The sequence below is a fragment of the Achromobacter colocynthidis genome, assembly GCF_057334535.1.
This window is the reverse complement of sequence record NZ_JBHFIZ010000022.1, coordinates 63094-87294: the sequence shown is the minus strand read 5'-3', so window position 1 is coordinate 87294 and position 24201 is coordinate 63094. Positions and strand designations below refer to the sequence as shown.

General features: G+C 64.5%; 20 protein-coding genes. 4 read left to right on the top strand and 16 right to left on the bottom strand.

The genetic code is table 11. The annotated features are described in order from the left end of the window. The 5 genes from ACE04A_RS07330 to ACE04A_RS07310 form a co-directional block, all read right to left on the bottom strand. On the bottom strand, window positions 1-1306 hold a 1306-nt coding region (locus tag ACE04A_RS07330), incomplete at its 3' end, for a CheR family methyltransferase (RefSeq protein WP_485819993.1). Beyond that, entirely contained in the window at window positions 1303-1902 is a 600-nt protein-coding gene (locus ACE04A_RS07325) for a chemotaxis protein CheW (RefSeq protein ID WP_448716227.1), read from the bottom strand. The genes ACE04A_RS07325 and ACE04A_RS07330, both read right to left, overlap by 4 nt. 8 nt (window positions 1903-1910) lie before the next feature. Continuing rightward, on the bottom strand, window positions 1911-3530 hold the full coding sequence (locus ACE04A_RS07320; protein ID WP_485819992.1) for a methyl-accepting chemotaxis protein: 1620 nt from the start codon (window positions 3528-3530) through the stop codon (window positions 1911-1913). Between the two features lie 211 nt (window positions 3531-3741). Then, window positions 3742-5232 (bottom strand): amidase, encoded by a 1491-nt coding sequence (locus ACE04A_RS07315; RefSeq protein ID WP_485819991.1) that lies wholly within the window; start codon window positions 5230-5232, stop codon window positions 3742-3744. Between the two features lie 99 nt (window positions 5233-5331). Further along, window positions 5332-6216 carry a LysR family transcriptional regulator gene (locus tag ACE04A_RS07310; RefSeq protein ID WP_447989660.1) on the bottom strand — a complete coding sequence of 295 codons (885 nt, stop codon included), beginning with the start codon at window positions 6214-6216 and terminating at the stop codon, window positions 5332-5334. A gap of 115 nt (window positions 6217-6331) precedes the next feature. Here ACE04A_RS07310 and ACE04A_RS07305 point away from each other — a divergent pair, with 115 nt between their 5' ends. Then, complete coding sequence (locus ACE04A_RS07305; protein ID WP_448716232.1) at window positions 6332-7948, top strand: MFS transporter; 1617 nt, start codon at window positions 6332-6334, stop codon at window positions 7946-7948. On the opposite strand, the gene ACE04A_RS07300 is transcribed toward ACE04A_RS07305, so the two are convergent. The 6 genes from ACE04A_RS07300 to ACE04A_RS07275 form a co-directional block, all read right to left on the bottom strand. Beyond that, entirely contained in the window at window positions 7926-10196 is a 2271-nt protein-coding gene (locus tag ACE04A_RS07300; RefSeq protein WP_448716234.1) for an ATP-dependent DNA helicase, read from the bottom strand. The genes ACE04A_RS07305 and ACE04A_RS07300 overlap by 23 nt on opposite strands. Beyond that, window positions 10193-11836: a VRR-NUC domain-containing protein gene (locus tag ACE04A_RS07295; RefSeq protein WP_448716236.1), complete on the bottom strand. Its 1644-nt coding sequence runs from the start codon at window positions 11834-11836 to the stop codon at window positions 10193-10195. The genes ACE04A_RS07300 and ACE04A_RS07295 overlap by 4 nt, the downstream gene beginning before the upstream one ends. An 83-nt stretch (window positions 11837-11919) precedes the next feature. Continuing rightward, window positions 11920-12423, bottom strand: coding sequence for a P-loop nucleotide/nucleoside kinase family protein (locus ACE04A_RS07290; protein ID WP_448716237.1), 504 nt, complete (start codon window positions 12421-12423; stop codon window positions 11920-11922). Between the two features lie 206 nt (window positions 12424-12629). Then, window positions 12630-13946: a c-type cytochrome gene (locus ACE04A_RS07285; RefSeq protein WP_448716238.1), complete on the bottom strand. Its 1317-nt coding sequence runs from the start codon at window positions 13944-13946 to the stop codon at window positions 12630-12632. A 12-nt stretch (window positions 13947-13958) separates the two neighbouring features. After that, window positions 13959-15734: a GMC family oxidoreductase gene (locus tag ACE04A_RS07280; protein WP_259246696.1), complete on the bottom strand. Its 1776-nt coding sequence runs from the start codon at window positions 15732-15734 to the stop codon at window positions 13959-13961. A gap of 6 nt (window positions 15735-15740) precedes the next feature. Then, window positions 15741-16454 carry a gluconate 2-dehydrogenase subunit 3 family protein gene (locus ACE04A_RS07275; protein ID WP_259246694.1) on the bottom strand — a complete coding sequence of 238 codons (714 nt, stop codon included), beginning with the start codon at window positions 16452-16454 and terminating at the stop codon, window positions 15741-15743. Between the two features lie 327 nt (window positions 16455-16781). Here ACE04A_RS07275 and ACE04A_RS07270 point away from each other — a divergent pair, with 327 nt between their 5' ends. After that, window positions 16782-17372 carry a hypothetical protein gene (locus ACE04A_RS07270; protein WP_448716239.1) on the top strand — a complete coding sequence of 197 codons (591 nt, stop codon included), beginning with the start codon at window positions 16782-16784 and terminating at the stop codon, window positions 17370-17372. A 64-nt stretch (window positions 17373-17436) separates the two neighbouring features. Here the strand turns inward: ACE04A_RS07270 and ACE04A_RS07265 are convergent, their stop codons facing one another. The 3 genes from ACE04A_RS07265 to ACE04A_RS07255 form a co-directional block, all read right to left on the bottom strand. Continuing rightward, window positions 17437-17961: a helix-turn-helix transcriptional regulator gene (locus ACE04A_RS07265; RefSeq protein ID WP_259246692.1), complete on the bottom strand. Its 525-nt coding sequence runs from the start codon at window positions 17959-17961 to the stop codon at window positions 17437-17439. Window positions 17962-17963: 2 nt separating this feature from the next. Next, a complete protein-coding gene (locus ACE04A_RS07260) occupies window positions 17964-18239 on the bottom strand; it encodes a hypothetical protein (RefSeq protein ID WP_448716241.1) in 276 nt (91 codons plus the stop codon). 174 nt (window positions 18240-18413) lie between these two features. Continuing rightward, the gene (locus tag ACE04A_RS07255) at window positions 18414-19031 is read right to left on the bottom strand and encodes a TetR/AcrR family transcriptional regulator (RefSeq protein WP_448716243.1); all 618 of its coding nucleotides are present in this window, start codon (window positions 19029-19031) and stop codon (window positions 18414-18416) included. Between the two features lie 191 nt (window positions 19032-19222). Between ACE04A_RS07255 and ACE04A_RS07250 the strand changes: the two genes are divergently transcribed. After that, window positions 19223-20311, top strand: coding sequence for an MBL fold metallo-hydrolase (locus ACE04A_RS07250; protein WP_485819990.1), 1089 nt, complete (start codon window positions 19223-19225; stop codon window positions 20309-20311). A gap of 60 nt (window positions 20312-20371) precedes the next feature. Next, window positions 20372-21985 carry an NAD(P)/FAD-dependent oxidoreductase gene (locus ACE04A_RS07245; RefSeq protein ID WP_100856091.1) on the top strand — a complete coding sequence of 538 codons (1614 nt, stop codon included), beginning with the start codon at window positions 20372-20374 and terminating at the stop codon, window positions 21983-21985. A gap of 131 nt (window positions 21986-22116) precedes the next feature. Here the strand turns inward: ACE04A_RS07245 and groL are convergent, their stop codons facing one another. Together groL and groES are read right to left on the bottom strand one after the other, a co-directional pair. Continuing rightward, window positions 22117-23739, bottom strand: coding sequence for a chaperonin GroEL (groL, locus tag ACE04A_RS07240; RefSeq protein WP_448716247.1), 1623 nt, complete (start codon window positions 23737-23739; stop codon window positions 22117-22119). Window positions 23740-23802: 63 nt separating this feature from the next. Continuing rightward, window positions 23803-24120: a co-chaperone GroES gene (gene groES, locus ACE04A_RS07235; protein ID WP_050446697.1), complete on the bottom strand. Its 318-nt coding sequence runs from the start codon at window positions 24118-24120 to the stop codon at window positions 23803-23805. Window positions 24121-24201: the final 81 nt, after the last annotated feature.

Here is a 24201-nt window from a genome sequence, read left to right as displayed (position 1 = left end):
CCTGCATGGGGCGCGCGCCTTCGATGTCGCCTGCCGATGCGATCAAGGCGGCCAGGTGCAGCAGCGCTTCGCGGTGGGTCGGGTCCAGGTATAGCGCCTTGCGGTAAGCCGCCTGCGCCTGATGCGCGTCGCCGGCGGCGTCTTGCAGCAGGCCCAGCAGATGCAGCCCGTCGGCGCTGACGCCGTGCAGGTCTATGTGGGCGCGGCATTGCGCCAAGGCGTCCTGCACGCGACCGCGATCCGCTATCTGCGCGATCTGGCGCAGCGATGCCGTGGCGCTGGTGTTGCCCATGGCCGTGCTGGTGTTGCCGTTTGCCGCGCTGGTGTCGCCATTGCCAGGCGCCGGGGCGATTGCCGCATGCGCCAGGGGCAGTCGCGCGGCCGGCGCCTGCGCCACGGGCCGCCGGGGCGGCGCCCAGGCATGCACGATGGGGGTGACTGCGGTGGCACCCAATCCCCCCGCCGTGCCCATGGCCCGCGTCGCGGGTTCGGGCGGCGGCGGCAAGGCCTGCGCCCGGAAGGCGAACGATCGCGCCAACGGCAGCGCGGGCAGGCGGCGCTGCGTCAAGAGGCTGGTTTCGGCTGGCCCGACAAAAATCACGCCGTCATTGCGCGTGAAGCGCCGCAGCACCTGCACGGCACGTTCCTGGGTCGGCCCGTCGAAGTAGATCAGCAAGTTGCGGCAGAACACGAAGTCGTACGGGGCCACGCCCGCCAGCAGGTTGCCGTCGAACAGGTTGCCGTGTTGAAAGCGGACCCGCTCGCGGACCTGCGCATTCAGTTGATGGCCGTCGGCCGTTTCAACAAAGTGGCGGTCGCGATACGCCAGGTCGTCGCCACGGAATGCGTTGCGGCCATACATGGCGCGTTGCGCGAACTGCACCATGCGTTCGCTGATGTCCACGGCGTCCACCTGAAAGCGCGCGGCGGGCACGCCCGCATCCAGCAAGGCCATTGCAATGGAATACGGTTCTTCGCCGCTGGCGCACGGCACGCTTAATATCCGCAGCACCCGGCTTTCCGGCACGCCGACCGCGAACAAGCGTTCACGTGCCAGGCTGGCCATGGCGGTTTGCGATTCCGGATACCTGAAGAACCAGGTCTCGGGCACGATCACGGCTTCGATCAGTTGCTGCATTTCGTCGGCCACCGTGTGCAGTCGCCGCAGGAACTCGTGTTCGTCCGCCACGCCCACCGCGTTCATGCGGTGGCGCACGGCGCGTTCGACCGCCGCCTTGCCGATGGAGCCGCTGTCCAGCCCCATCTTGCGCTTGAGCAAGGCGCCGAATTCGTCGACGAGCATCATGGCTGGGCCTCGCCATCAAGGTCGGCCGGGTACAGCATCGCGCGCACGGACGGCGCCAGCAGGTCATTCACGCGCACGGCCTGGACCATGCCGTGCGCATCGCTCAGCACCGGCCCCAGGTAGCGGGCGTTGGGGCTGTCCAGGCCCGAAGGCCGGAACGCGGCCGGGTCGTAATGCAGGGTCTCGGTAGCGTGTTCCAGAATCAGCCCCAGCACATGGTCAGCCGCGCTGGGGGCAGCCGCAGTTGCTGACGCCGTTGCAGTGGCAGCCGGGGTTGCAGCCGCAGCCGGCCGGTAATGCACCAGCGCCAGGCGAGTACTGGTGACCCGGGCGGCGGCGCCCTGGCCCGCCAGCGCGCTCATGTCGATCACGGGCACCGGTGCGCCGCGCCTGTCCAGCATGCCCGCCACCCACAAGGGCGCGCCGGGCACTTGTTTCAGCGTGCGCAAGCCCAACACCTCGATGACCTCGCCCGCATCCAGCGCATAGCGGTCGCCGCCGATGCGAAACAGCAGATACAGCCGCCGCGCAGCCGGCCCGGCCGCCCCGGCCGCCCTTAAGGGGCCGGACGAGGACGATGGTGCAAGTTCCGCCATGACGGGGCTCAGATCTTGAAGCGCGACACGCCGCTGCGCAGGTCGTTGGCCACCACCGTCAGCTCTTCAATCGCCAGGCTGGACTGGCGCAGGGATTCCACCGTTTGCTGGGCGGCGTCGCTCAACTGCTGCAAGGCCTGGTTGATCTGCTCGGCGCCGGTTGCCTGCGCCTGCATGCCTTCGTTCACCATCTGCACGCGCGGCGCCAGCGTCTGCACCTGCTGGATGATCTGCGACAACTGGTCGCCCACCTGCTGCATGTCGGCCATGCCCCGGCGCACTTCCTCCGAGAACTTGTCCATGCCCATCACGCCCGCCGACACCGACGACTGAATCTCGCGCACCATCTGTTCGATGTCATACGTGGCCACGGCGGTCTGATCGGCCAGTCGGCGGATCTCGGTCGCCACCACCACGAAGCCGCGGCCGTACTCGCCGGCCTTCTCGGCTTCAATGGCGGCGTTGAGCGACAACAGGTTGGTCTGGTCCGCCACCTTGGTGATCGTGGTAACCACTTGGGTGATATTGCCGGCCTTCTCGTTCAGGATGGCCAGCTTGGCATTCACCGAGCCCGCCGCGCCCACCACGTTGCGCATCGTGTCTTCCATGCGCGCCAAGCCCACCTGCCCGCTGCCGGCCAGCGACGCGGTCTGCTCGGCGGCGCTGGACACTTCGGTCATGGTGCGCACCAGCTCGCGTGATGTAGCGGAAATTTCACGCGAGGTGGCGCCGATTTCGGTGGTGGTGGCCGCCACTTCGGACGCGGTGGCTTGCTGCTGCTTGGACGTGGCCGCAATCTCGGTCACCGACGTCGCCACCTGCACGGCCGAACGCTGGGTCTTGCCAACCAGCCCGGTCAGTTCGTCCACCATGCCGTTGAAACCGGTTTCGATGGCGTTGAATTCGTCTTTGCGCGCCAAGGCCAGGCGGCGGGTCAGGTCGCCGCTGCCGGTGGACTCCAGCGTCTTGACGATGTCGCGCATGGGGTTGCCGATGGCGCGCATCAGCATTACGCCGCATACGATCGCCGCCGCGATCGCCAGGCCCAGCGACAACAACATGCCGTATTCGGCCGCATCCACGGCCTTCTTGATGCTGACGGCGGCCTCGTCGGCCTGCTTCTTGTTTTCCACCACCATCTTGGCCAGGATGTCGCGCCCCTGGTAGAAGGCGGGCCGCAATTCGTTTTTGATGCGGCTTTTCGCCCCGAGCGTATCGCCCGCCATCGCGCTACCCAGGATATCGGCACGAATGCGCTTGTAATCCTGCAAGGCCTTCTCGAAATCCGCGAACATCGCGCGATCGTCCTCGCGCGAAATCGTGCGGCGGTAAAAGTCGATGTGCTCTTCCAACTGCTGGTCGCTCTTGGGCAGCGCCTCCAGCACCGTGCGGCGCTCTGCGTCGGAATCGCTGTTGAAAGCGTCCTGCACCACCACGAACCCGGCAAACCACGACGCGCGTATCGACGTGCTGTAGTAGATGCCCGGCACGGCGTCCGTGTTGATCATCACCACTTCGTCTTCAATGTGCAGCAGGCGTCGGTAATCAACCACCACCATCAACGTCATGATGGCCAGGATGACCATGAAGCTGGCCAGGATGCGTTGGCGCAGAGTCAGATTCTTCATTCAGGTAGACCTTTGTGCAGGTTCAACACGACAACGCCCGACCCACCCATTACCGGATGTGGGGAAATGCACTGATTATTGCAAAGGCGAGTGCGGCGAGCCATGAAAAACTAGGGAAATCCCCGTAAATTTGGGGATGTCCGTCAGAAAAACGCAAAGTCCGCTTACAGGAACTTGTGTTTTCCCGTGACAGTGCGTACCGCAGGCGTGGCTAGGCCGCTTGCCACAGCGACGCTGGCGGGTGGGCTTGTACCCAGTCGCACGCCTGGTCATAGGCTTGCGCCAGCCGCAACACATCCAGGTCGCCCTGCGGCGGGCCGATGAGTTGCATGCCCATCGGCAGGCCCTGCGGGCTGAAGCCCACCGGCACGCTGATCACCGGGCAGCCCGCCAGCGTCCACGGCGTCACGGTTTCCATCCAGCGGTGATAGGTATCCATGGCGCGCCCGGCAATGTGCTTGGGCCAGTCCAGTGTGGCGTCAAAGGGAAACACCTGCGCCGACGGCACCGCCAGGAAATCGACCTCTTCAAACATGCTCAGCACCGTCTGGTACCAGGCGCTACGCTCTTGTGTGGCCTGATAGACCTCGTGCGCGGTCATGCCGTCCAAGCCTTCCACTTCCCAGATCAGCGCGGGCTTGAGCAGCTTGCGCGTTTGCGGGTCTTGAACCAGCGCATGGAATTGGCCGCCCACCATCAGGTGGCGATGGGTCAACCACATGCGCCACAGCCGGTCGCCCGCGAACGGCACCTGGTAATCAACGACGTCGCAGCCCACGGTATCCAGTGTGGCCAAGCCTTGCGCACACACGTCCAGAATGCCCGGCTCCAAGGGCAGATAACCGCCCCAGTCGCCCAGCCAGCCGATGCGCTTGCCGCGCGAGTCCGCGTCTGATGTGGCGTCCAATGCGGTGGCGAACTGCGCGGGGTCGTCGCGCAACGACAAGGGCGAACGCTTGTCGTGCCCCGCCATCACCGACAGCAGCAGCGCCACATCGCGCGGCGTGCGGCCCATTGGCCCTTCATACGACAGTTGCTTCAGGAACACTTCGGGCGACGGCCCGAACGGCACGCGCCCCGCCGACGGCCGCATGCCGTACACGTTGCAGAACGCAGCCGGGTTGCGCAGCGAGCCGCCAAAATCGCTGCCGTCGGCCACGGGCAGCATGCGCGCGGCCAGCGCCGCCGCCGCGCCGCCGCTGCTGCCGCCCGCCGTCTTGGACGGGTCGTAGGGGTTGCCCGTGGTGCCGTAAACCTGGTTGTAGGTATGCGAGCCCAAGCCGAATTCCGGCACGTTGGTGCGGCCGATGAAGATGGCGCCCGACGCCCGCATGCGCTCGACGATGATCGAATCATGCTGCGTGACCTGGTCCTTGTAGACCAGCGAGCCCATCGACGTGACCATGCCGCGCACGGCCGTCAGGTCCTTGGGCGCCTGCGGCATGCCATGCATCCAGCCCAGCCATTGGCCCGCATCCAGTTGCGCGTCGCGCTCGGCGGCTTCGCGCAGCAGCGTATCGGCGTCACGGCGGGCGACGATGGCGTTGATCTTCGGGTTGACGCTGTCGATATGCGCCAGATACGCGCGCATGACCTCGACACAGGACAGCTCGCGGCGCCGGATCGCGTCCGACAAGGCATGCGCCGGCATGGCGACGATGGGGTTCAGGCTGGCGGCGTCGGTTGGCGTGGCGAGGGGCATGCGAGGGTCTCCGGAATGTCTTGGTCGTTGTCAGGCTGGCGCGTTGGCCAGTTCACCCAGACGACATACTACGCAAGCTGGGCGGGGCCAGCACTACCCTTACGGAAACAAATGCTGCGCCAGGTGGTCGATGAACACGCGCAGCTTGGGCGACGCGTGACGGCTGGCGGGCCATAGCGCCCACATCGTGCCGCCGCCGCGCGTGCGGTCTTCCATGACGAGTTGCAGTTGCCCCGCCGCCAGCTCGCGGCGGATCGTGAAGTCCGGCAAGCAAACAATGCCCTGCCCACCCACGGCCAGCGCAAGCCGCGTTTCCACGCTGTTGCACACCAGCGTCAAGGGCAGTTCGGGCGCCTGGGCGTCCGGCCCCAGCTTGAACGGCCATTTTTCCAGACGGCCCGTGGCCGGATAGCGGTAATGCAGGCAGGCATGGCGCATCAGGTCGGCCGCGCGCTTGGGCGTGCCGTGCTGACGCAGATAGTCGGGCGATGCCGCCAGCACCCGGCGAAACGCGCCCAGGCGGCGGCGCTTCAAGCCGGAGTCGTCCATGTCGCCCGAACGGACCACGGCGTCGTAGCCTTCGCCAATGACGTCCACCATCCGGTCGGTGAAATCCAGGTCCAGTTCCACGGCGGGGTACTGCCGCATGAAGCTGGCGATGCTGGCGTCGTACAAGCCGCTATAGCGCGGCAGGCTCACGCGCAGCTTGCCCTGCGGTGCGTCGGACGCCGCCGACAATTCCAGTTCAGCCGCTTCGACCTCGCACAAGATGCGGCGGCAGCGATCCAGGAATTTCTCGCCTTCCGGCGTCAACGCAAGCTGGCGGGTGCTGCGATGAAACAGCCGCACTTTCAAGCGCGCTTCCATCCGCGCAATGCTCTTGCCCACCGCCGATGGCGACACACCCAGCACGCGCCCCGCCTCGGCAAAGCTGCCCGCTTGCGCCACCAGCACGAACACCCCTATGCCGCTCAGGCTATCCATTCACCACGCTCCAATGCGGACATCCACGTCCGGAATGTTAGGAATCCTAGCCTATTTTTCTTTTATACCGGGGCTCATAAGCTGACCGTCCCTTTTGTATTCCCTGATGTGCGTCATGCCTACCCCCGAGCTTTCCCCCCCGTTTCCAGCCCCCCGCCACCGTTGGCTGCAACTGCTGTCGGCCTGCCTGACCGCGCTGTTGATCCCGCTGTGCTTCACCGGCCCCGCCGTGGTGCTGCCGTCCATCAGCCACGACCTGGGCGGCACGCCCGTGCAACTGAATTGGATCTTGAACGGCTACATCCTGGCCTACGGCAGCGTGATCATGGTGGCGGGCAGCCTGACCGATCTGGTGGGGCCTCGGCGGGTGTGGCTGCTGGGCCTGGCGATGTTTTGCGTCACGACGTTTGCCATTGCGTTCGTGCCCACGACCGGCTGGATCAACTTTATGCGCTTGATGCAGGGCGTGGGCGGCGCGGCCGCGTTTGCCGCGGCGATGTCGTCGCTGGCGCCGCTTTTCCATGGCGTGGCGCGCACCCGCGCGTTCAGCCTGTTGGGCACCACGTTCGGCATCGGCTTGTCGTTCGGGCCGCTGGCTTCCGGCTGGATGGTGCAGGTGGCCGGCTGGCAGTGGGTGTTTCTGTCCACGGGCGTGGTGGGTCTGCTGGGCGCTGTCATGGTGGCCATCAGCGTGCGCCCCACGGCAAGCGTGGCGCAAGGCCGGCTGGACTGGCCGGGCGCCATCAGCTTTACCGGCGCGCTGGGGCTGTTCACCTACGGCATCTTGCTGGCGCCCGAGGCGGGCTGGACGGACGCGCACGTCGTCGGCGCGCTGCTGGCATCCGTGCTGCTGGCCGTGGCCTTCGTGCGTATTGAACGCCGCGTCGCCCGCCCCATGCTGGACCTGAGCCTGTTTCGCAGCCCGCGCTTTGTGGGCGTGCAGGTCCTGGCGGCGTCGCCGGCGTTTCTGTTCATTGCGCTGATCGCACTGCTGCCCGGCCGATTCATCGGCATCGACGGCTATAGCGCCTTGGAAGCCGGGCAACTGATGATCGGCCTGGCCGCGCCCTTGCTGGTCGTGCCATTCCTGGCCGCGCTGCTGACGCGCTGGTTCCGCCCTGGCCTGCTGTCGGCCATCGGACTGATCGCGGTGGCGGCGGGCTTGATCTGGCTGGCCGACGTGATGGCCGCGGGCGCGGCGGGCCTGTGGATGCCCATGCTGTTGATCGGCTGCGGCATCGGTCTGCCATGGGGTTTGATGGACGCCATGGCGGTCAGCGTGGTCGATGCGCGCAACGTCGGCATGGCGACCGGCATCTTCAACACAGTGCGCGTGTCGGCCGACGGCGTGGCCATCGCGGTACTGAGCGCGCTGCTGGCGCTGTTGATCCAGACGCAGTTGTCGGCCTCACTGCCGGCCTCACTGCCGGCCACCCTGCCCGCCCCCCAGCCCGGAGTCCAGGTCGAAGCACAGTCAAACGCACCACAAGCTCAAGCCCTGGTGATGGCCGCCAACCGCGCGGCGCTGGGCCAATTGGACGAAGCCGCCGCACTGCTGCCGCACGCAACGGCCGAGACCATGCCACTGCTGCACGACGCCTATGACAGCGCCTTTCGTCACGTGCTGCATGCCCTGGCCGGCATCGCCGTGTTGACGGCGCTGTGCATCACCCTGCTGCTGGGCCGGCGTGAAACGGTCGCGGCGCGGCTCAGTCCACCCGCCACCAGCTAGGCAGCAACCCGCGCACCTTGGCGCGGCGGTAGCGGTCGTCAATCAAGTGCACCGTGCCCACATCGCTTTCGGTACGGATCACGCGGCCCGCCGCCTGCACCACCTTTTGCATCCCGGGGTACAGATAGGTGTAGTCGTAGCCGTTTTCTTCGCCGTAGCGCAGGTCCATCGCGCGCTTCATGTTTTCGTTCACGGCGTTCACTTGCGGCAGGCCCAGCGTGGCGATGAAGGCGCCGATCAGGCGCTTGCCAGGCAGGTCCACCCCTTCCGAGAACGCGCCGCCCAGCACCGCGAAGCCCACGCCCTGGCCAGTTTCGGTAAAACGCGCCAGAAACCCTGCCCGGCCCGCTTCGTCCATGCCCGGCGTTTGCAGCCAGATGGGCACCGTCGGATGGCGTGCGCGCATCAGGTCCGACACCTGGCGCAGGTAGTCAAAGCTGCTGAGAAAGCCCAGGTAATTGCCCGGGTGTTCCGCGTACTGCGTGGCGATCAGGTCAACAATGGGCGCCAGCGAACGCTCGCGGTCGCGATAGCGGGTGGACACATTGCCCACCACGCGCACCGCCAGTTGCTCGGCCTGAAACGGCGCGGCCACGTCTATCCATGGCGTTTCGTTGGGCAGCCCCAAGGTGTCGCGATAAAACTGCTGCGGGCTCAAGGTGCCCGAGAACAGCACGGTGGCGTGCGCCGCCGCATAGCGCGCCGCCAGGTAAGACGCGGGGATCACATTGCGCACGCACAGGGTGGACGGCCGCGTCTTGGCGCTGGCCACGCCCACGTCCGACAGCGTCACATCAAACAAGGCATGCGAGCCGAACTGCTCGGCCAGGCGCATGAATTGCAGCGCCTGGAAGTAGAACGTCAGCACCGGGTCGTCTTGCGGCAAGGGGGACTCGGCCATGTATTCCATGATGGCGCCCACCGCTTTCTGCACGGCGGCCAGCACACCCGGCGCCACCGCGTCATACGCTTGATAGCGTTCTGCCTGCTTCTTGTTCAGCGCATTCCACGACCGCTGCAAACCATCAAGCGGCTTCTTCAAGGCTTTCGGCGCGGCATAGCGCGCCGCCGACAAGGAGGCCTGATCCAAGTCCCCCGTGTACATGCGGCGCGCGCGGTCAACCAGGTTGTGCGCCTCGTCCACCAGCACCGCCACCTTCCATTGGTAGGCCTGCGTCATGGCGTACAGCATGGCCGACGAATCGTAGTAATAGTTGTAGTCGCCCACCACCACGTCGCTCCAGCGGATCAGCTCTTGCGACAGGTAGTACGGGCAGATGCTGTGTTCACGAGCCACGGCGCGCACCGTGGGCGCGTCCAGCCGTGCGTGCTGTACCGCTGCCTGACGCGCTTGGGGCAAGCGGTCGTAAAAGCCCTGCGCCAAGGGGCAGGAATCCCCGTGGCAGGCCAGGTCCGGATGCTCGCAGGTTTTGTCTCGCGCCTGCAAGTCCAGCACGCGCAAGCCGGGCGCGGCGGGCTGCGCGTTGACCGTGTCCAGCGCTTCAACCGCCAGCGCCCTGCCCGAGCCCTTGGCCGCCAGGAAGAAGATCTTGTCCAGGCCCGTGCCGGGGCTGGCCTTGAGCATGGGGAAGATCGTGCCCAGCGTCTTGCCGATACCGGTGGGCGCCTGCGCCATCAGGCAGCGGCCATCACGCGCGGTGCGGTACACGGCCACGGCCAGATCGCGCTGCCCGGCGCGGAATTCACCATGCGGAAACGCCAGCTTTTCCAGCGCCGCGTCACGCGTCTGGCGATGCGCGAGTTCTGTCTTGGCCCATGCCAGGAAGCGATCGCACTGTTCCTGGAAGAACGTTTGCAGCGCCCCGGCCTCGTGCGTTTCCACAAGTACCGTTTCTTCCTCGGTGACCACGTTGAAGTACACCAGCGCCACGCGCACCTGTTCCAGCCCACGCGCCTGGCAAAGCAGATGCCCGTAAACCCGCGCCTGCGCCCAATGCACCACGCGATGGTTCTCGCGCACGCTGTCCAACTGGCCGCGATACGTCTTGATCTCTTCAAGCTGATTGGCCACGGCGTCATAACCATCGGCGCGCCCCCGCACCAGCAGGCCTTCATGCTGCCCGGACAAGGACACCTCGGTCTCGTAGTCAGGCCCGCGCCGCCCCGTCACGACCGCGTGGCCCGCCATGCCCTCTACCCCGCTTGGCGCGGGCGTGAAGCGCAAGTCCAGGTCACCGGCCCGCGCCGTGAATTCACACAGCGCGCGCACCGCCACGGCGTAGCTCATGCCGCGCCCTCCTGCCACGTAACGTGGCAAACACGCACCGGCATGCCGTGCGCCACGCAGTATTGCAACCAGCGGATCTGGTTGTCTTGCAGCTTGTCGCCGGGGCCTTTCACTTCAATGAGTTCATAGCGGCGCTCGGCCGGCCAGAAGCGGATCAGGTCTGGCAGGCCCGAGCGGTTGGTCTTTACGTCACGCAGCAGGCGAGTAAACACCAGCTTCAGGTGCGCGGCGGGCAGGCAGTCCAGCGCCTGGGTCAGCAGGGTTTCGGACAAGGCGCCCCAGAACACAAACGGCGACTGCACGCCCACCTTGTCGGCATAGCGTTGCAGGATCAGGTCGCGATAAGCCGGCGTGTCCAACTGCGCCAGGCAATCGGCGAACAGCGCCTGGCGTCGTTCGTGAAAATCCGGCGCGTCCAGGTCGGCCGGGCCACGCTGGAATGGATGAAAGAACGCGCCCGGCAAGGGCGCGAACACGGCCGGCCAGCACAGCAGGCCGAACAGGGAGTTCAGCAGCGCGTTCTCCACGTAGTGCACTGGCGCGTCGTCTTGATGCAGGTGGTCGCGTGTGACGAATTCGACCGACGCCGGTGTAGCCGGCCGTTGCAGCGTCAGGTCGGTGCGCGGCACGGCGTGGGCTGGCGCGCGGGTGGGCCGGCCCTGACCCACGGCGCGATACAAGCGCGGCAGCATGCGGGCCACGCGCTGGCTTTCCTCTTCGCTTTCGGGCGCGTCGCGCGCTTGCAGCGCCAGGGCCAAAGCCTCGTCATACCGCGCCATGCGTTCATGGACGCGAATGCGACGATGGCGCGCGCCGGGGTAGGCGCAGTGTTCATAGGCCGCTTGCGCCGCTGCCCAATCCTGCGCGCGTTCACAGGCCTGGCCGATCCGCAGCAGCACCTTGGCGCGACGCTTTTCCAGCCAGGCGTTCTGGCTGACGCAACCTTGCACCGTCGCCAGCAAGGCGGCAACGTCCGTGCCGTCATCCAGCGCGGTCCGGCACGCATGCAGCAGCCGATAGGCATCCACGTCCGCCCGCGTCTGGAAGGCGCGCGACGACGCATCGAACGGCACGGCTTCGTACTGGAACACGCCCAGGTCGGCCAACACGAATTCCGACCAGTCTTGGTGCAGGTTGCCGAAGAACATCAGCCGGAAGCGTTCGCAAAGATCGCCGACCATGACGCGCCAGACAGGTTCTTGTGCACCCGGGAACCATTCGGCGTATGGCCGGGGCGTATCGTGCGCGACGCGCAGAGCATCCAGCAGGTCGGCTTTGCGGGCGGAGGGTTTAAGGGGCAGGTCCAAAGCCAGCTGGCAAAGTTCCGGCTTGGTATGCAGGCCGAACAGTTCGTCCAGCGACATCGGCGCCAGCGCGTCCAGCCACCCCAGCGCCGCGAGCGGCGCGGCCGCATCCACCGCGCTGCCGATTTCCTCATAGACCAGCCGGCTGGCACGAAACCACGGCCCACGGCGCATCAGCATGCGCACCATCAAGGCCTGCGAGGCTTGCGGCAGGGCCTGAAAGTCAGCCAGGAAACGGTGCTCGTCAGCGTCCAGCAGGTCGGCATAACGTTCGCCGACCCACGCCAAGGCGCGCTGGAAATTGTGCAAGTAGTAGTAGCGGTGCGGGGGAAACATCGGCCGGGCCGGATAGCTGGTTTTTTATCCAGTAATCATAGCAGGCGACCCGGCGTCGCACCGGGCCATTTTTGCCACTATTTTCAGCCTTGCACGTGCGGCACGATGTTCAGCCCTTCCTCTGGACCCGGTTCGACAAAGTAGGCGGTGATGGCGTCGTACTGCGCGTCCGAGGTGGAAAACGCATGGGTGCCGGCGGCATTGCGGGCGCGCAACCGCGCCTTGCACAGCGCATCGGACGCCTGCAAATAATGCAGTTGATGCGGGCAACCCGCTTGCCGCGCCACCTCAAGCAACCATTGCCGAGCCGGGCGCGTGTTGGCGGGAAAGTCCAGCACCACAGACACCCCCGCCCCCACCAAGGCCGCCACATGGCCGCCCATGGCGTCGCGCAGCCGCTCGGCGCAACGCGCGTAGTCCGCGATGCCCTGGATCTCGCCGGGATACAGCGCCGCCAGCCAATGGTCTTCGCTGATCAACAGCGTGCCGGGTTGCGAGGCAAGCGTCGCGGCCAATGTGGACTTGCCCGCGGCGATCTTGCCGCACAGAAAGTGCAAGGTGCCGGGTAACGAGGACGAAGGTGTCATGCAAGGCTCTCCTGGAGCGTGTGCCTGGCGAGCCAACAAAAAACCCGCCGGTTGGCGGGTTTATGTAGCGATATGCCGATGCGCGCTAACCCACCTTGGTACCAAGGAGGCTAATAATCACGGCGAAGGCGGTCAGGGGGCGGCGCATGGGCAAGAGATTGCGCTTGGCGCGAATTCTTGTCAATGGCCGCCCACCCAACACCACCTTATCGCGCCGGCTGCGCTGCCGCGCCCACGTCCTTGCGGACCTTGGCCACATCCGACGCGCTGACCGCCGCGCCCTTGTTGCCCCAGCTTGACCGCACGAAGGTCACCACATCGGCGACTTCCTTGTCGGTCATGCGCCAGTCAAAGCCAGGCATGGCGTAGGCGGTGGGGGCCGCCGTCGTGCCCGGCATTTGCGCACCCTTGAGCACGATGTGGATCAGCGATGTCGGGTCCGCCGAATTCACCGTCGAGCTCAGCGCCAACTGCGGGAACGTTTCCGTGTAGCCCTTGCCGGTGCTGCGATGGCAGGCCGCGCAGTTGTTCAGGAACGCCATGGCGCCGTCGCCCTTGTCCTTGCCCGTGCGCAGCGCCTGCGCCACGGTTTCGTCATAGGCCAAGGGCTTGTTGGCGGCATCCTTGTTGACCGGCTGCAAGCTCTTCAGATACACGGCGATGGCGTTCAGGTCGTCGTCCGTCAGATGCTGCGTGCTGTCTTGCACCACCTGTGCCATGCCGCCAAATGCGGCCGAATGACCGTTGCGGCCCGACTTCAGGAAGACGGCAATGTCTTCCTTGGTCCAGCTACCCAGGCCGTCCACGACGTCGCCGCGCAGGTTCTTGGCCAGCCAGCCTTCCACCACGCCGCCCGACAGGAAGGCCGAGCCGTCCGCGTCGCTCAGTGCTTTTTCCTGCAAGGCGAAACCACGCGGGGTGTGGCAGGTGCTGCAATGCCCCAGCCCTTCAACCAGGTACTGGCCACGCAGCAGCGCCGCGCGGTCCGCGCCCTTCAGGTCGCTGGCGGCGGGGCCGTTGACGACGTCAGGCGCAAACATCCAGCGCCACACGGTCAGCGGCCAGCGCATCGACATGGGCCACGAGATATCCGTGTCCTTGTTTTCCTGCTTGACCGGCTCAACCCCATGCATGAAGTAGGCGTACAGCGCCTTCACGTCCTCGGGTGTGACCTTGGCGTAGGCGGTGTAAGGCATGGCCGGATAGAGCGAATGCCCATCCTTGGCCTTGCCATGGCGCACGGCCTGGTCGAAGTCCTCGTACGTGTAGTTGCCGATGCCGGTTTCTTTATCGGGCGTGATGTTGGTCGAATAAATCGTGCCCAGCGGCGATTCGATGCCCAATCCACCGGCAAAGGGCTTGCCGCCCCCAGCCGTGTGGCAGGCAATGCAATCGCCGGCGCGCGACAGGTATTCGCCCTGCTTGATCATCTGGGCGTCGTTCGACGCGGGCGTGCCGTCCGCCGCGAAAGCGGTGCTGGCGACCAGGGCCGAGAAGGCCGCAACAATGGTTTGCTTCAACATTGTTCCGTCTCCTTAAGCCTGGACCAGCGGGCCGGGGTTCTTCAGGTACTGATCGCGGATGGCCTGCGCGGCCCAATAGGCCAAGGCGCCCACCAACCCGGTCGGGTTGTAGCCCATGTTCTGCGGGAACACGCAGGCGCCCATCACGAACACGTTCGGCACATCCCAGCTTTGCAGGTACTTGTTGACCACGCTTTCCTTGGGGTTCGAGCCCATGATCGCGCCACCCGTGTTGTGCGTGCTTTGGTAGACGCGCGTGTCATAGCGCGCGCCCTTCTTGCGCACCGCCACGAAGTGCTTTTCCGGGTTCATGGCCTTGGCCACGGTCTCCATGCGCTTGCCCATGTAGCCCAGCATGTCGAACTCGTTGTCGTGCCAGTCGAACGTCATGCGCAACAGCGGCTGGCCGAAGGCGTCCTTGTAGGTCGGGTCCAGCGACAGGTAGGCGTCGCGGTACGACATCACCGAACCCGAAATGCCGATCGTCATGTAGCGCTGGTAGGCATCTTGCACGCCGGCCTTCCAGGCCGTGCCCCACGACGGTGTACCCGGCGTGGTGGGCGTTTGCTTGATCGGCCGGCCGCCGTAGCGCACGTGGCGGATGCTGGCCCCTCCCACGAAACCCAGCGGGCCGTGGTCGAACTGGTCGCCGTTCAAATCGTCCATGCCGACGCCGCCCGCGCCCGTGCCCACGAAGGGGTTCAGTTGCGTGCCCTTGGGCAACAGCACGTTGACCGCGCCGTTCATCTGGTAGGCGTAGTTCTTGCCGACCACGCCTTCGTTCGTCTTGGGGTCATATGGCTTGCCGATGCCCGACAGCAGCAGCAGGCGCACGTTGTGCATCTGATACGCCGACAGGATCACCAGGTCGGCCGGCTGGTCGATCTCTTGACCTTGCGCGTCGATGTACGTCACGCCGACGGCCTTCTTGCCGGTCGAATCCAGGTTGACCTTGATCACTTGCGCATGCGTGCGCAGTTCGAAGTTGGTCTTCTTCAGCAGCACCGGCAGAATCGTCGTCTGCGGCGATGCCTTGGAATACATGTAGCAGCCGTAGTTTTCGCAGAAGCCGCAAAAATTACAGGGTCCCAGTCGCACGCCATAGGGGTTGGTGTACGGGGCGGAAGCGTTGGCCGCGGGCGTCGGATAGGGGTTGAAACCCACCTCGCGCGCGGCCTTCTCGAACAACTGCGCGCCGTAGGTGGTGGTCAGCGGCGCCAGCGGGAATTCCTTGCTGCGCTTGCCTTCCAGCGGGTTGCCGCCTTCCACGATCTTGCCGTTCAGGTTGCCGGCCTTGCCCGACGTGCCGCACACGTATTCGAACTTGGAGAAGTACGGTTCCAGTTCGTCGTAGGTGACGCCGAAGTCCTGGATGGTCATGCCTTCCGGAATGAAGCTCTTGCCGTAGCGCGTTTCGTAGCGCGTGCGCAGTTCCAGCTCTTCGGGCAGCACACGGTAGTGCATGCCGTTCCAGTGAAAGCCCGCGCCGCCCACGCCCGTGCCCAGCAGGAACGAACCGTTCTGCCGATACGGCACGGCCACATCGTCCACGCCATGGCGGATGGTCACGGTTTCTTTCGACAGATCCTGGAACAGCTTGCCGCGCACCGAATACGCCAGCTCGTCGATCACCTTGGGGTACTCGGCGTCCTTGGGGGTGTCTTGCATGCCGCCGCGTTCCAGCGCCAACACGTGCAAGCCCGCTTCGGTCAGCTCTTGGCCGAGGATCGCGCCGGTCCAGCCGAATCCGACCAGTACCGCATCAACTTTGTCTTTCTTGATTGCCATGATTGATTAACCCTTTTCCCCAGAGATCGACACGGGGCCATAGGGGTACTTGACGTTGGGCTGGTCGGCCCAGTCCATGTAGTCGGCGCGCGCCCCGGGAAAGCCCACCATCTTCCAGCCCACCATGTTCTTGTTGCCGCCGTACATCGGGTCGGCAAAAAAGCCTTCTTTGGTGTTGGCCAGCAGGAAGCTGAAGAAGGTGGATGCGGGAACGGCTTCCAGCTTGATCTTGTTGCCTTGCAGGTCTTTCAGGATCTGTTCCTGCAAGGGCTTGTCCAGTTCGGCGTAGACCTTGCCGTGCGTTTTCACGCACCAGGCGTTGCAGGCTTCAATGCCGTGGCGATAGACCTCGCGCGGGTTTTGGTTCAGCTGATAGCCCAGTTCAGGCACCTGGTCGGTGTGGAACGGGCCTTGCATGTACCAGAGCTTGCCGTGGCCGAACGGCGTTTCCATCTGACGGTCGATGAATTCCGGCACACCCGCTTCGATCGCGCCCGGACCATATTGGTCGGCGGGGATCAGGTGATCCACCGCGGCAACGATGAAGTCCCATTCGGGCTTGGTGAAATAGGTGGGTTCGTAGGGCTTGGCGGCCGCTGCGGTCTTGTCGTCCGCGGCGTTGGTACAGCCAGTGGTCAGCGCGCCAACCGCCAATGTCGACGCGGGCACGATCGCCAACGCCTGAAGAAACCGACGACGCGGCTTTGCATCATCTGTCATAGACATCTCCGTGAATATTCCAAGTTGTCCTAGCGCGCTACCGAACATGAACCCTGGAAACACGAACTGCCGAGCTAGTGACAACACGCTCTGTACTTCAGAAAAAGTTGAACCTGCTCTTCAATGGGGACGTAAGAGAAGGTGCTGGCATTATGCGCTTATTCATGCATCTGATCTGCTTGTAGAACCAGATCAGATTGAATTTATTGACATGGAAAAGTGTTTTGCTTTAAGGACAAAGTAAGAAGCCCGCAAAAGCGGGCTTTTCTGACAGTTGGGTGAACGAATTCTGTATATTTCGCGGTTGGAACACCAAGGACGGCAGGCATGAACGACAAGACGAAGATCTGGAAAAGTTCGACGACAACACGCAGTTGGAGTTCCACCACGAACTTGACGCCCGAGCAGCAAGAGAACATCGAAGAACTGCTGGGCGGGAAGCTGGGCAGCGTCAGCGTGCAAGAAAAATGGAGCTACGCCGGCACGGAAAACGGCGAAGCGTTCAAGGTCGATATCGACAACGGCGCGGTCACCGTCAACGGCCGCCACTACGACAGCCTGGACGACGTACCGCGCGCGGAACGCGAACGCATCGAGTCGCTGCGCGACGGCGAAGGCATGAAGGGCCTGTGGGACATGTTGAAAAATGCCGGGGTGCAGATTGAAGATATGCCTGGTGACGATGCTGCGCGCACTGGCAAACCTGCGTTCACGATTGAGACGGACGACGGCAGCGCGGACGCTATCGCAAGCGCACCGGCGCGCCCCCTTGAGGCCGCCGAAATTGCGCGCGCAAGTGCCGACCCAGCCGCGTCCCCCGGGGCCGTTCCCAAGAGCGGCGGGCTGCGCCGCGCATTGTTGATCGGCATTGCCGTGGGATTGGCGCTATGGGTGGCGCGGGCGTTGAATCTGTTCTAGCAGGCGCGGCGGCGGCTAAGCGATCACGCCCGCCGTTCACGCCAACCGTTTCAAGCTGACCGTTTCAAGCCAACAAGCGCTCCAGTTGCCGTTGCGCTGACGGCGGCGCCCGCATGCCATCCTTGGCGACGTTCACGTCCAGCACCACCCGGGCCACCTCAAGCAAGCCGTCATCCACGTCATACCCGCCCTTGGCCTTCAACCAATCCAGCACGGGATACAAGCGCCAAATAGACGCCTTGCCTTCATGCACCGGCGACGGAAAGCTGTCTGAATACGCGAGCATCAGCTTGCGCATGTTCTGGCGCGACATGCCCATCAACTCGGCCACATCCGTCAGCCCCACGTAGTCAGGGCCGGCTTCGATCAAGCGCGCGGAAGGAATCGCGCGCTTCACATCCGCCAATGCGCCATGCACCGCCGCCCGGGCGCTGTTGGCCTCTCGCGCGAATTCAAGCGCCAAGCGGCCAGGCTGCCCCGATCCGACCAGGGCATCGTCGCAACCTGCTTCGGCCAGACGGCCGATCAGGTCGTCAAGCGACTCTTCGGTTTGGCCCAACCGATATCGCAAGGTGAAGGTGTATTCCACTGTTAGGGCTCCCGACGGGATAGGGTTCTAGTCTGTTCAAGATGCGCAGTGCATTGATTCAGTACGCGGCGCAGCAAACGTGCATGGCTATCGGCGTTTCTCGGTGTGCTCCACACGCTGGCGATACAAAACTCACCACGACGGCAATCTTGATCGTTGTAGGGGCAATAGATGCGGCCCCACGCATGACCACTACCGAGCCTGACGCGCCAACCTTGTTGCTCTGCGTGACGCAACACCGATCCAATCTCTTTCTTTGGATGTGATGAACGAACCATGTAAGCCTCCAGTATTCAATCGATCAGCAAGGTTGTCAACTGACAACTTATGACAATCGATGTTGGTGCGCGCGGGTTGGCTGCCACCCGTTTACGCCAAAGGCTTAATTCTCCGTTGCTCGCCGTGAAAACAAGGGATGCTTGGATCCTTCATTCAGTCTGATACGGCGCCCGTCACCCCCGCCGCGCGTAGCACCCCAGGAACATCTCCACCGCCGAATCCGCCACGCGCTTACGCTCTGCTGCGCTCAATGGCGCTTGCCCCAGCGTAACTTGCGGCCAAAACGCAAAGCTCTTGACCAGCCCCTGCAACTGGTGGCCGGCGAACTCGGGGTCCACATCCACTAGCCGTCCGTCCTGGATCGCCGCGCGTATCCAGGCCGTTTCGCCACCCTCTTTCTCGCCCATGCGGCACACGATGGCCTGGGCGCGTTCGGGGGAATGAATGATTTCGGCCATGGCCACGCGCGCCAGGTCGATGAAGTTGGGGTCCGCCAGCAGGTCCAGCTTTTGCATCAGCAACTGCCGCAACTGCTGATCCAGCGCCACGTCAGCCCGATACGCCAGCGCAACACTGGCCGCGCTGCTGGCCCATAGCTCTTCAAGAATCAACGAGAACAGCGTTTCCTTGCTGGGAAAATGGTTGTAGACCGTGCGCTTGGAGACCCCCGCCGCGGCGGCGATGCGGTCCATGCTGGTGGCATCAAACCCGGCTGACCGAAACTCTTCCACCGCCGCGCGCACGATGGCCTGGCGTTTGCGGTCGGTCAGGCGGAGCGGGGGATTGGGCATGAAGCGGGCTCGTTGTCAGGTGGGTGGCGCACGCGGGCGAGGTGTGCGCGTCGATGTGCGCGGCTGAAGTATGTGGCTGAAATTCGTATGTGGCTGAAACTCGCCGCATTGGCGACGCGAAATTTTACACCGGCCAGTGTACTTTTCAGAAAATCAAAACTACACTGCGCAGTGTAATTTTTGCGCGGTGCATGTTGTATCAGCCGCAACGCCCTTGCCCCTTCCCGCTTGGAACCCTAGCCGTGACCGCCCTCACCTCTTGCCCGTCCGCCCAGCCCAGCTACCCGCAGTCGCCCCAACACCATGAAGGCCGTTTCCGCAACCCGCTGCCGCGCCCCTCGCTGGGCTTCTGGCAAGGCGTGAAGCTCATGTGGACCTTCTTCTTCGCCAAGCCCCGTGGCACGGTCCCCGCGCAAACGATTCCCGTGCGCCCCCTCACCTTGGCCGGCCTGCAAGCCGCACCCGCCCGCAGCCTGTACCGCCTGGGCCATTCGACCATCCTGATGAAACTGCGCGGCCGCTATTGGCTGACCGCCCCCGTATTTTCCAAGCGCGCCTCGCCCGTGCAATGGGCCGGCCCCGCGCGCTTTCACGCGCCTCCCATATCCATCGAAGACCTGCCGCCCATTGCCGGCGTGATCCTGTCGCACAATCACTACGACCACCTGGACCGCGCCGCCATCGACAAGCTGGCCGACAAGACCGCCCGCTTCATCACCCCCTTGGGCGTGGGCGACCAGCTCATCGCCTGGGGCGTCGACCCCGCGCGCGTCGAACAACTGGACTGGTGGCAATCCACCGACGTCGACGGCCTGCGCCTGACCGCCACGCCGGCGCAGCACTTCTCGGGACGCGGCCTGACCGACACGGACCGCAGCCTATGGGCCTCGTGGGTGATCCAGGACGCCGACCTGCGCGTCTTCTTCAGCGGCGACAGCGGTTACTTCGATGGCTTCAAGGCCATCGGCGACGCCTATGGCCCCTTCGACCTGACACTGATGGAAACCGGCGCCTACGACAAGCGCTGGGCCTTCGTGCACATGCAGCCCGAAGAAACCCTGCAAGCCCACCTGGACCTGCGCGGCGGCTGGCTGCTGCCGATCCACAACGGCACGTTCGATCTGGCGCTGCATGCGTGGGAAGACCCGTTTGAACGGATCGCGGCGCTGGCGTCGTCCAAAGGGGTCGCGCTGACGACGCCTGTGATGGGGGAACGGGTGGCGATGGAAGCGCCTGGGGCAGGTTCCCCGTGGTGGCGAATCGGCAACGCCGCCGCCTGAGCGCTCCAGTACAATCCCGCGTTTGGCGACGTTGTGATCGCCCACCCTCTGGACCGAAGCATGTTGCGACTGACCGAAATCAAGCTGCCGTTGAACCACACGCCCGAAGAATTGCCCGCCGCGATTCTTAAGAAACTGGGCATTCCGGCTAGCGACCTGCACGGCTTCACCATCTTTTTGCGCAGCTACGATGCGCGCAAAAAGCACAATATCCTGCTGACCTATACGCTGGATATCGACGTTGAAAATGAAGCGGCGCTGCTTGCTCGTTTTCATGACGACCGTCACGTGAAGCCCACGCCCGACACCGAATACAAATTCGTCGCCCAGGCGCCCGCCACGTTGGCCAAGCGCCCCATCGTCATCGGCACCGGCCCCTGTGGCCTGTTCGCGGGCCTGGTGCTGGCGCAGATGGGCTTCAAGCCCATCATCCTGGAACGCGGCAAGGCAGTGCGTGAACGCACCAAGGACACCTGGGGCCTGTGGCGCAAGCGCATCCTGAACCCCGAGTCGAACGTGCAGTTTGGCGAAGGCGGCGCGGGCACGTTCTCGGACGGCAAGCTGTACAGCCAGATCAAAGACCCCAAGCACTATGGCGAAAAGGTCCTGAAGGAATTTGTGCTGGCCGGCGCGCCGGAAGAAATTCTGTACGTCAGCAAGCCGCACATCGGCACGTTCCGACTGGTGGGCATGGTCGAAGTCATGCGCGACACCATCACCAAGCTGGGCGGCGAAGTGCGCTTTTCCAGCAAGGTGGAAACGCTGCAACGCGAAAACGGCCAGGTCACCGGCGTTACGCTGGCCAGCGGTGAACACATCGAAGCCGATCACGTGGTGCTGGCCATCGGCCACAGCGCGCGCGATACCTTCCAGATGCTGCATGAGCAGGGCGTGTTCATGGAAGCCAAGCCGTTTTCGATCGGCTTCCGTATCGAGCACCCGCAGTCGCTGATCGACAAGGCGCGCTTCGGCCCCAGTGCCGGCCACCCCATCCTGGGCGCGGCCGACTACAAGCTGGTGCACCACGCCAGCAATGGGCGTTCGGTGTACAGCTTCTGTATGTGCCCGGGCGGCACCGTCGTGGCCGCCACGTCGGAACCCAACCGCGTCGTCACCAACGGCATGAGCCAGTATTCCCGCAACGAACGCAATGCCAACGCAGGCATTGTGGTGGGAATTTCGCCCGAGCAAGACTACCCGGAACACGTGCTGGCCGGCGTGGACTTCCAGCGCAAATGGGAATCGCAGGCCTTCGTGCTGGGCGGTGAAACGTACAGCGCGCCCGGCCAGTTGGTGGGCGACTTCATCGCGGGCAAGGCGTCGACGGAATTCGGTTCCGTGCTGCCGTCCTACACGCCGGGCGTGCACCTGACCGACCTGGCGACCGCGCTGCCCGACTTCGCCATCACCGCCATTCGCGAAGCGCTGCCCGCCTTCGACAAGACCATCAAGGGCTTCGGCATGCACGACGCCGTACTGACCGGCGTGGAAACGCGCACGTCGTCGCCGGTGCGAATCAAGCGCGACAACGACACGCTGCAAAGCATCAACACCCAAGGGCTGTTCCCGGCGGGCGAAGGCGCGGGGTATGCGGGCGGGATCCTGTCGGCGGGCGTGGACGGGATCAAGATTGCTGAAGCGGTGGCGTTGAGCATCATGGGCCGCCAGGGGTAAGGCGGAATAGATAACGGCCCCCCCGGACAAAGCCCCCACCGCACGACAAAGGGCGCCAGACGGCAAGCATTACCTTGCCGCCTGGCGCCCTTTTTTCACCCTGAACCGGGGCGAGCAGCCCCAGCGGCCCCTTAGAACGACATTTCAGGCGTGGGCGCGGCCGGCGCCTTGGACTCCTCTGGCAGTTGCGCCACGGTGGCGTCCGTGGTGAGGATAAGGCCGGCGATGGACGCCGCGTTCTGCAACGCGGTGCGCGTCACCTTGGTGGGGTCGATCACGCCCAGTTCCACCAGGTCGCCGTAGTTGCCGGTGGCCGCATCGTAGCCATGGTTGCCCTTGCCTTCCAGCACCTTCGCCACAATCACCGAGGGCTCGTCGCCCGCGTTGGTGACGATGGCGCGCAACGGCGCCTCCAGCGCGCGCAACACGATGCGGATGCCTGCGTCCTGATCGGCGTTGGCGCCTTTCAGGCCGTGGATTGCCGTGCGCGCCCGCAACAACGCCACGCCGCCCCCGGGCACAATGCCCTCTTCCACGGCGGCACGCGTGGCGTGCAGCGCGTCGTCCACGCGGTCCTTCTTCTCTTTCATCTCGACCTCGGTGGCGGCGCCCACCTTGATCACGGCAACCCCGCCGGCCAGTTTCGCCACGCGTTCCTGCAGCTTTTCGCGGTCGTAGTCGCTGGTAGCTTCGTCCACCTGCTTACGCAGGACTGCTACGCGCGCTTCGATATCCGCCTGCTTGCCCGCACCGCCGATAATGACGGACGCCTCCTTGCGCACTTCCACGCGCTGCGCGCCGCCCAGCTGTTCGAGCGTGGTCTTTTCCAACTGCATGCCGGTCTCGTCCGAGATCACGGTCGCGCCCGTCAGGATGGCGATATCTTCCAGCATCGCGCGGCGGCGGTCGCCAAAGCCGGGGGCCTTTACCGCCACCACCTTGAGCACGCCACGAATCGAGTTCACGACCAAGGTGGCCAGCGCTTCACCGTCCACATCCTCGGCCACGATCATCAACGGCTTGCCCGCCTTGGCAGCAATTTCCAGCACCGGCAACAGATCGCGGATGTTCGAGATCTTTTTGTCATGCAGCAGCACCAGCGGCTCGTCCAGCTGCGCCACCTGCTTCTCGGGGTCGGTCACGAAATACGGGCTAAGGTAGCCGCGGTCAAACTGCATGCCTTCGACCACATCCAGCTCGTTGTCCAAGGACTTGCCGTCTTCCACCGTGATGACGCCTTCGCGGCCAACCTTGTCCATGGCCTTGGCGATGATCTGGCCGATGGTCTCGTCGGAATTGGCCGACAAGGACGCGACCTGCGCAATTTCCTTGCTGGTCGAGATGGGCTTGGAAAGCGTTTTCAGATTTTCCACCACGGCCTGCACGGCCTGGTCCACGCCGCGCTTCAGGTCCATGGGGTTCATGCCCGAGGCCACGTACTTCATGCCCTCTTGCACGATGGCCTGCGCCAGCACGGTGGCGGTGGTGGTGCCATCGCCCGCCACGTCGGCCGTCTTCGACGCTACCTGCTTGACGATCTGGGCACCCATGTTTTCGAACTTGTCCTTCAGTTCGATTTCCTTGGCGACCGACACGCCGTCCTTCGTGATCGTCGGCGCGCCGAAGCTGCGTTCCAGCAGCACATTACGGCCCTTGGGTCCCAGCGTGACCTTGACGGCGTCGGCCAGAATGTTGACGCCCTTCACCACGCGGGCGCGCGCGTTGTCGTGAAATTGAATGTCCTTGGCACTCATTTCTAAGGCTCCTGATATGTCTATGTCTTTGGAAGACTCCTGATACCGGCTCGGGCAGCGGCGTCAAGCCGCTTTCTTCAACGTGTCGCGGGCGGGTTCCAGCACCGCCAGCACATCGTCTTCCCGCATCACCAACAGCTCCTGGCCGTCGACTTTCACGGTTTGCCCGGCGTACTTGCCGAAGAGGACGTGGTCACCCACCTTCAGTTGCAGTGGCTGCACGGCGCCGTCGCGACCGACCTTGCCGCTACCGACCGCCACGACTTCGCCCTGCTCGGGCTTTTCTGCCGCGGAATCGGGAATCACGATGCCGGATGCGGTCTTGCGTTCCTGTTCGATGCGCTTGACGATTACCCGGTCATAGAGGGGACGGATCTTCATGACTCAATCTCCTGAACAATACAGATCACCAAACACTGCGCCTCGCGGGCGCGCATCAGGATTTATGGGCAGACCCGCGCG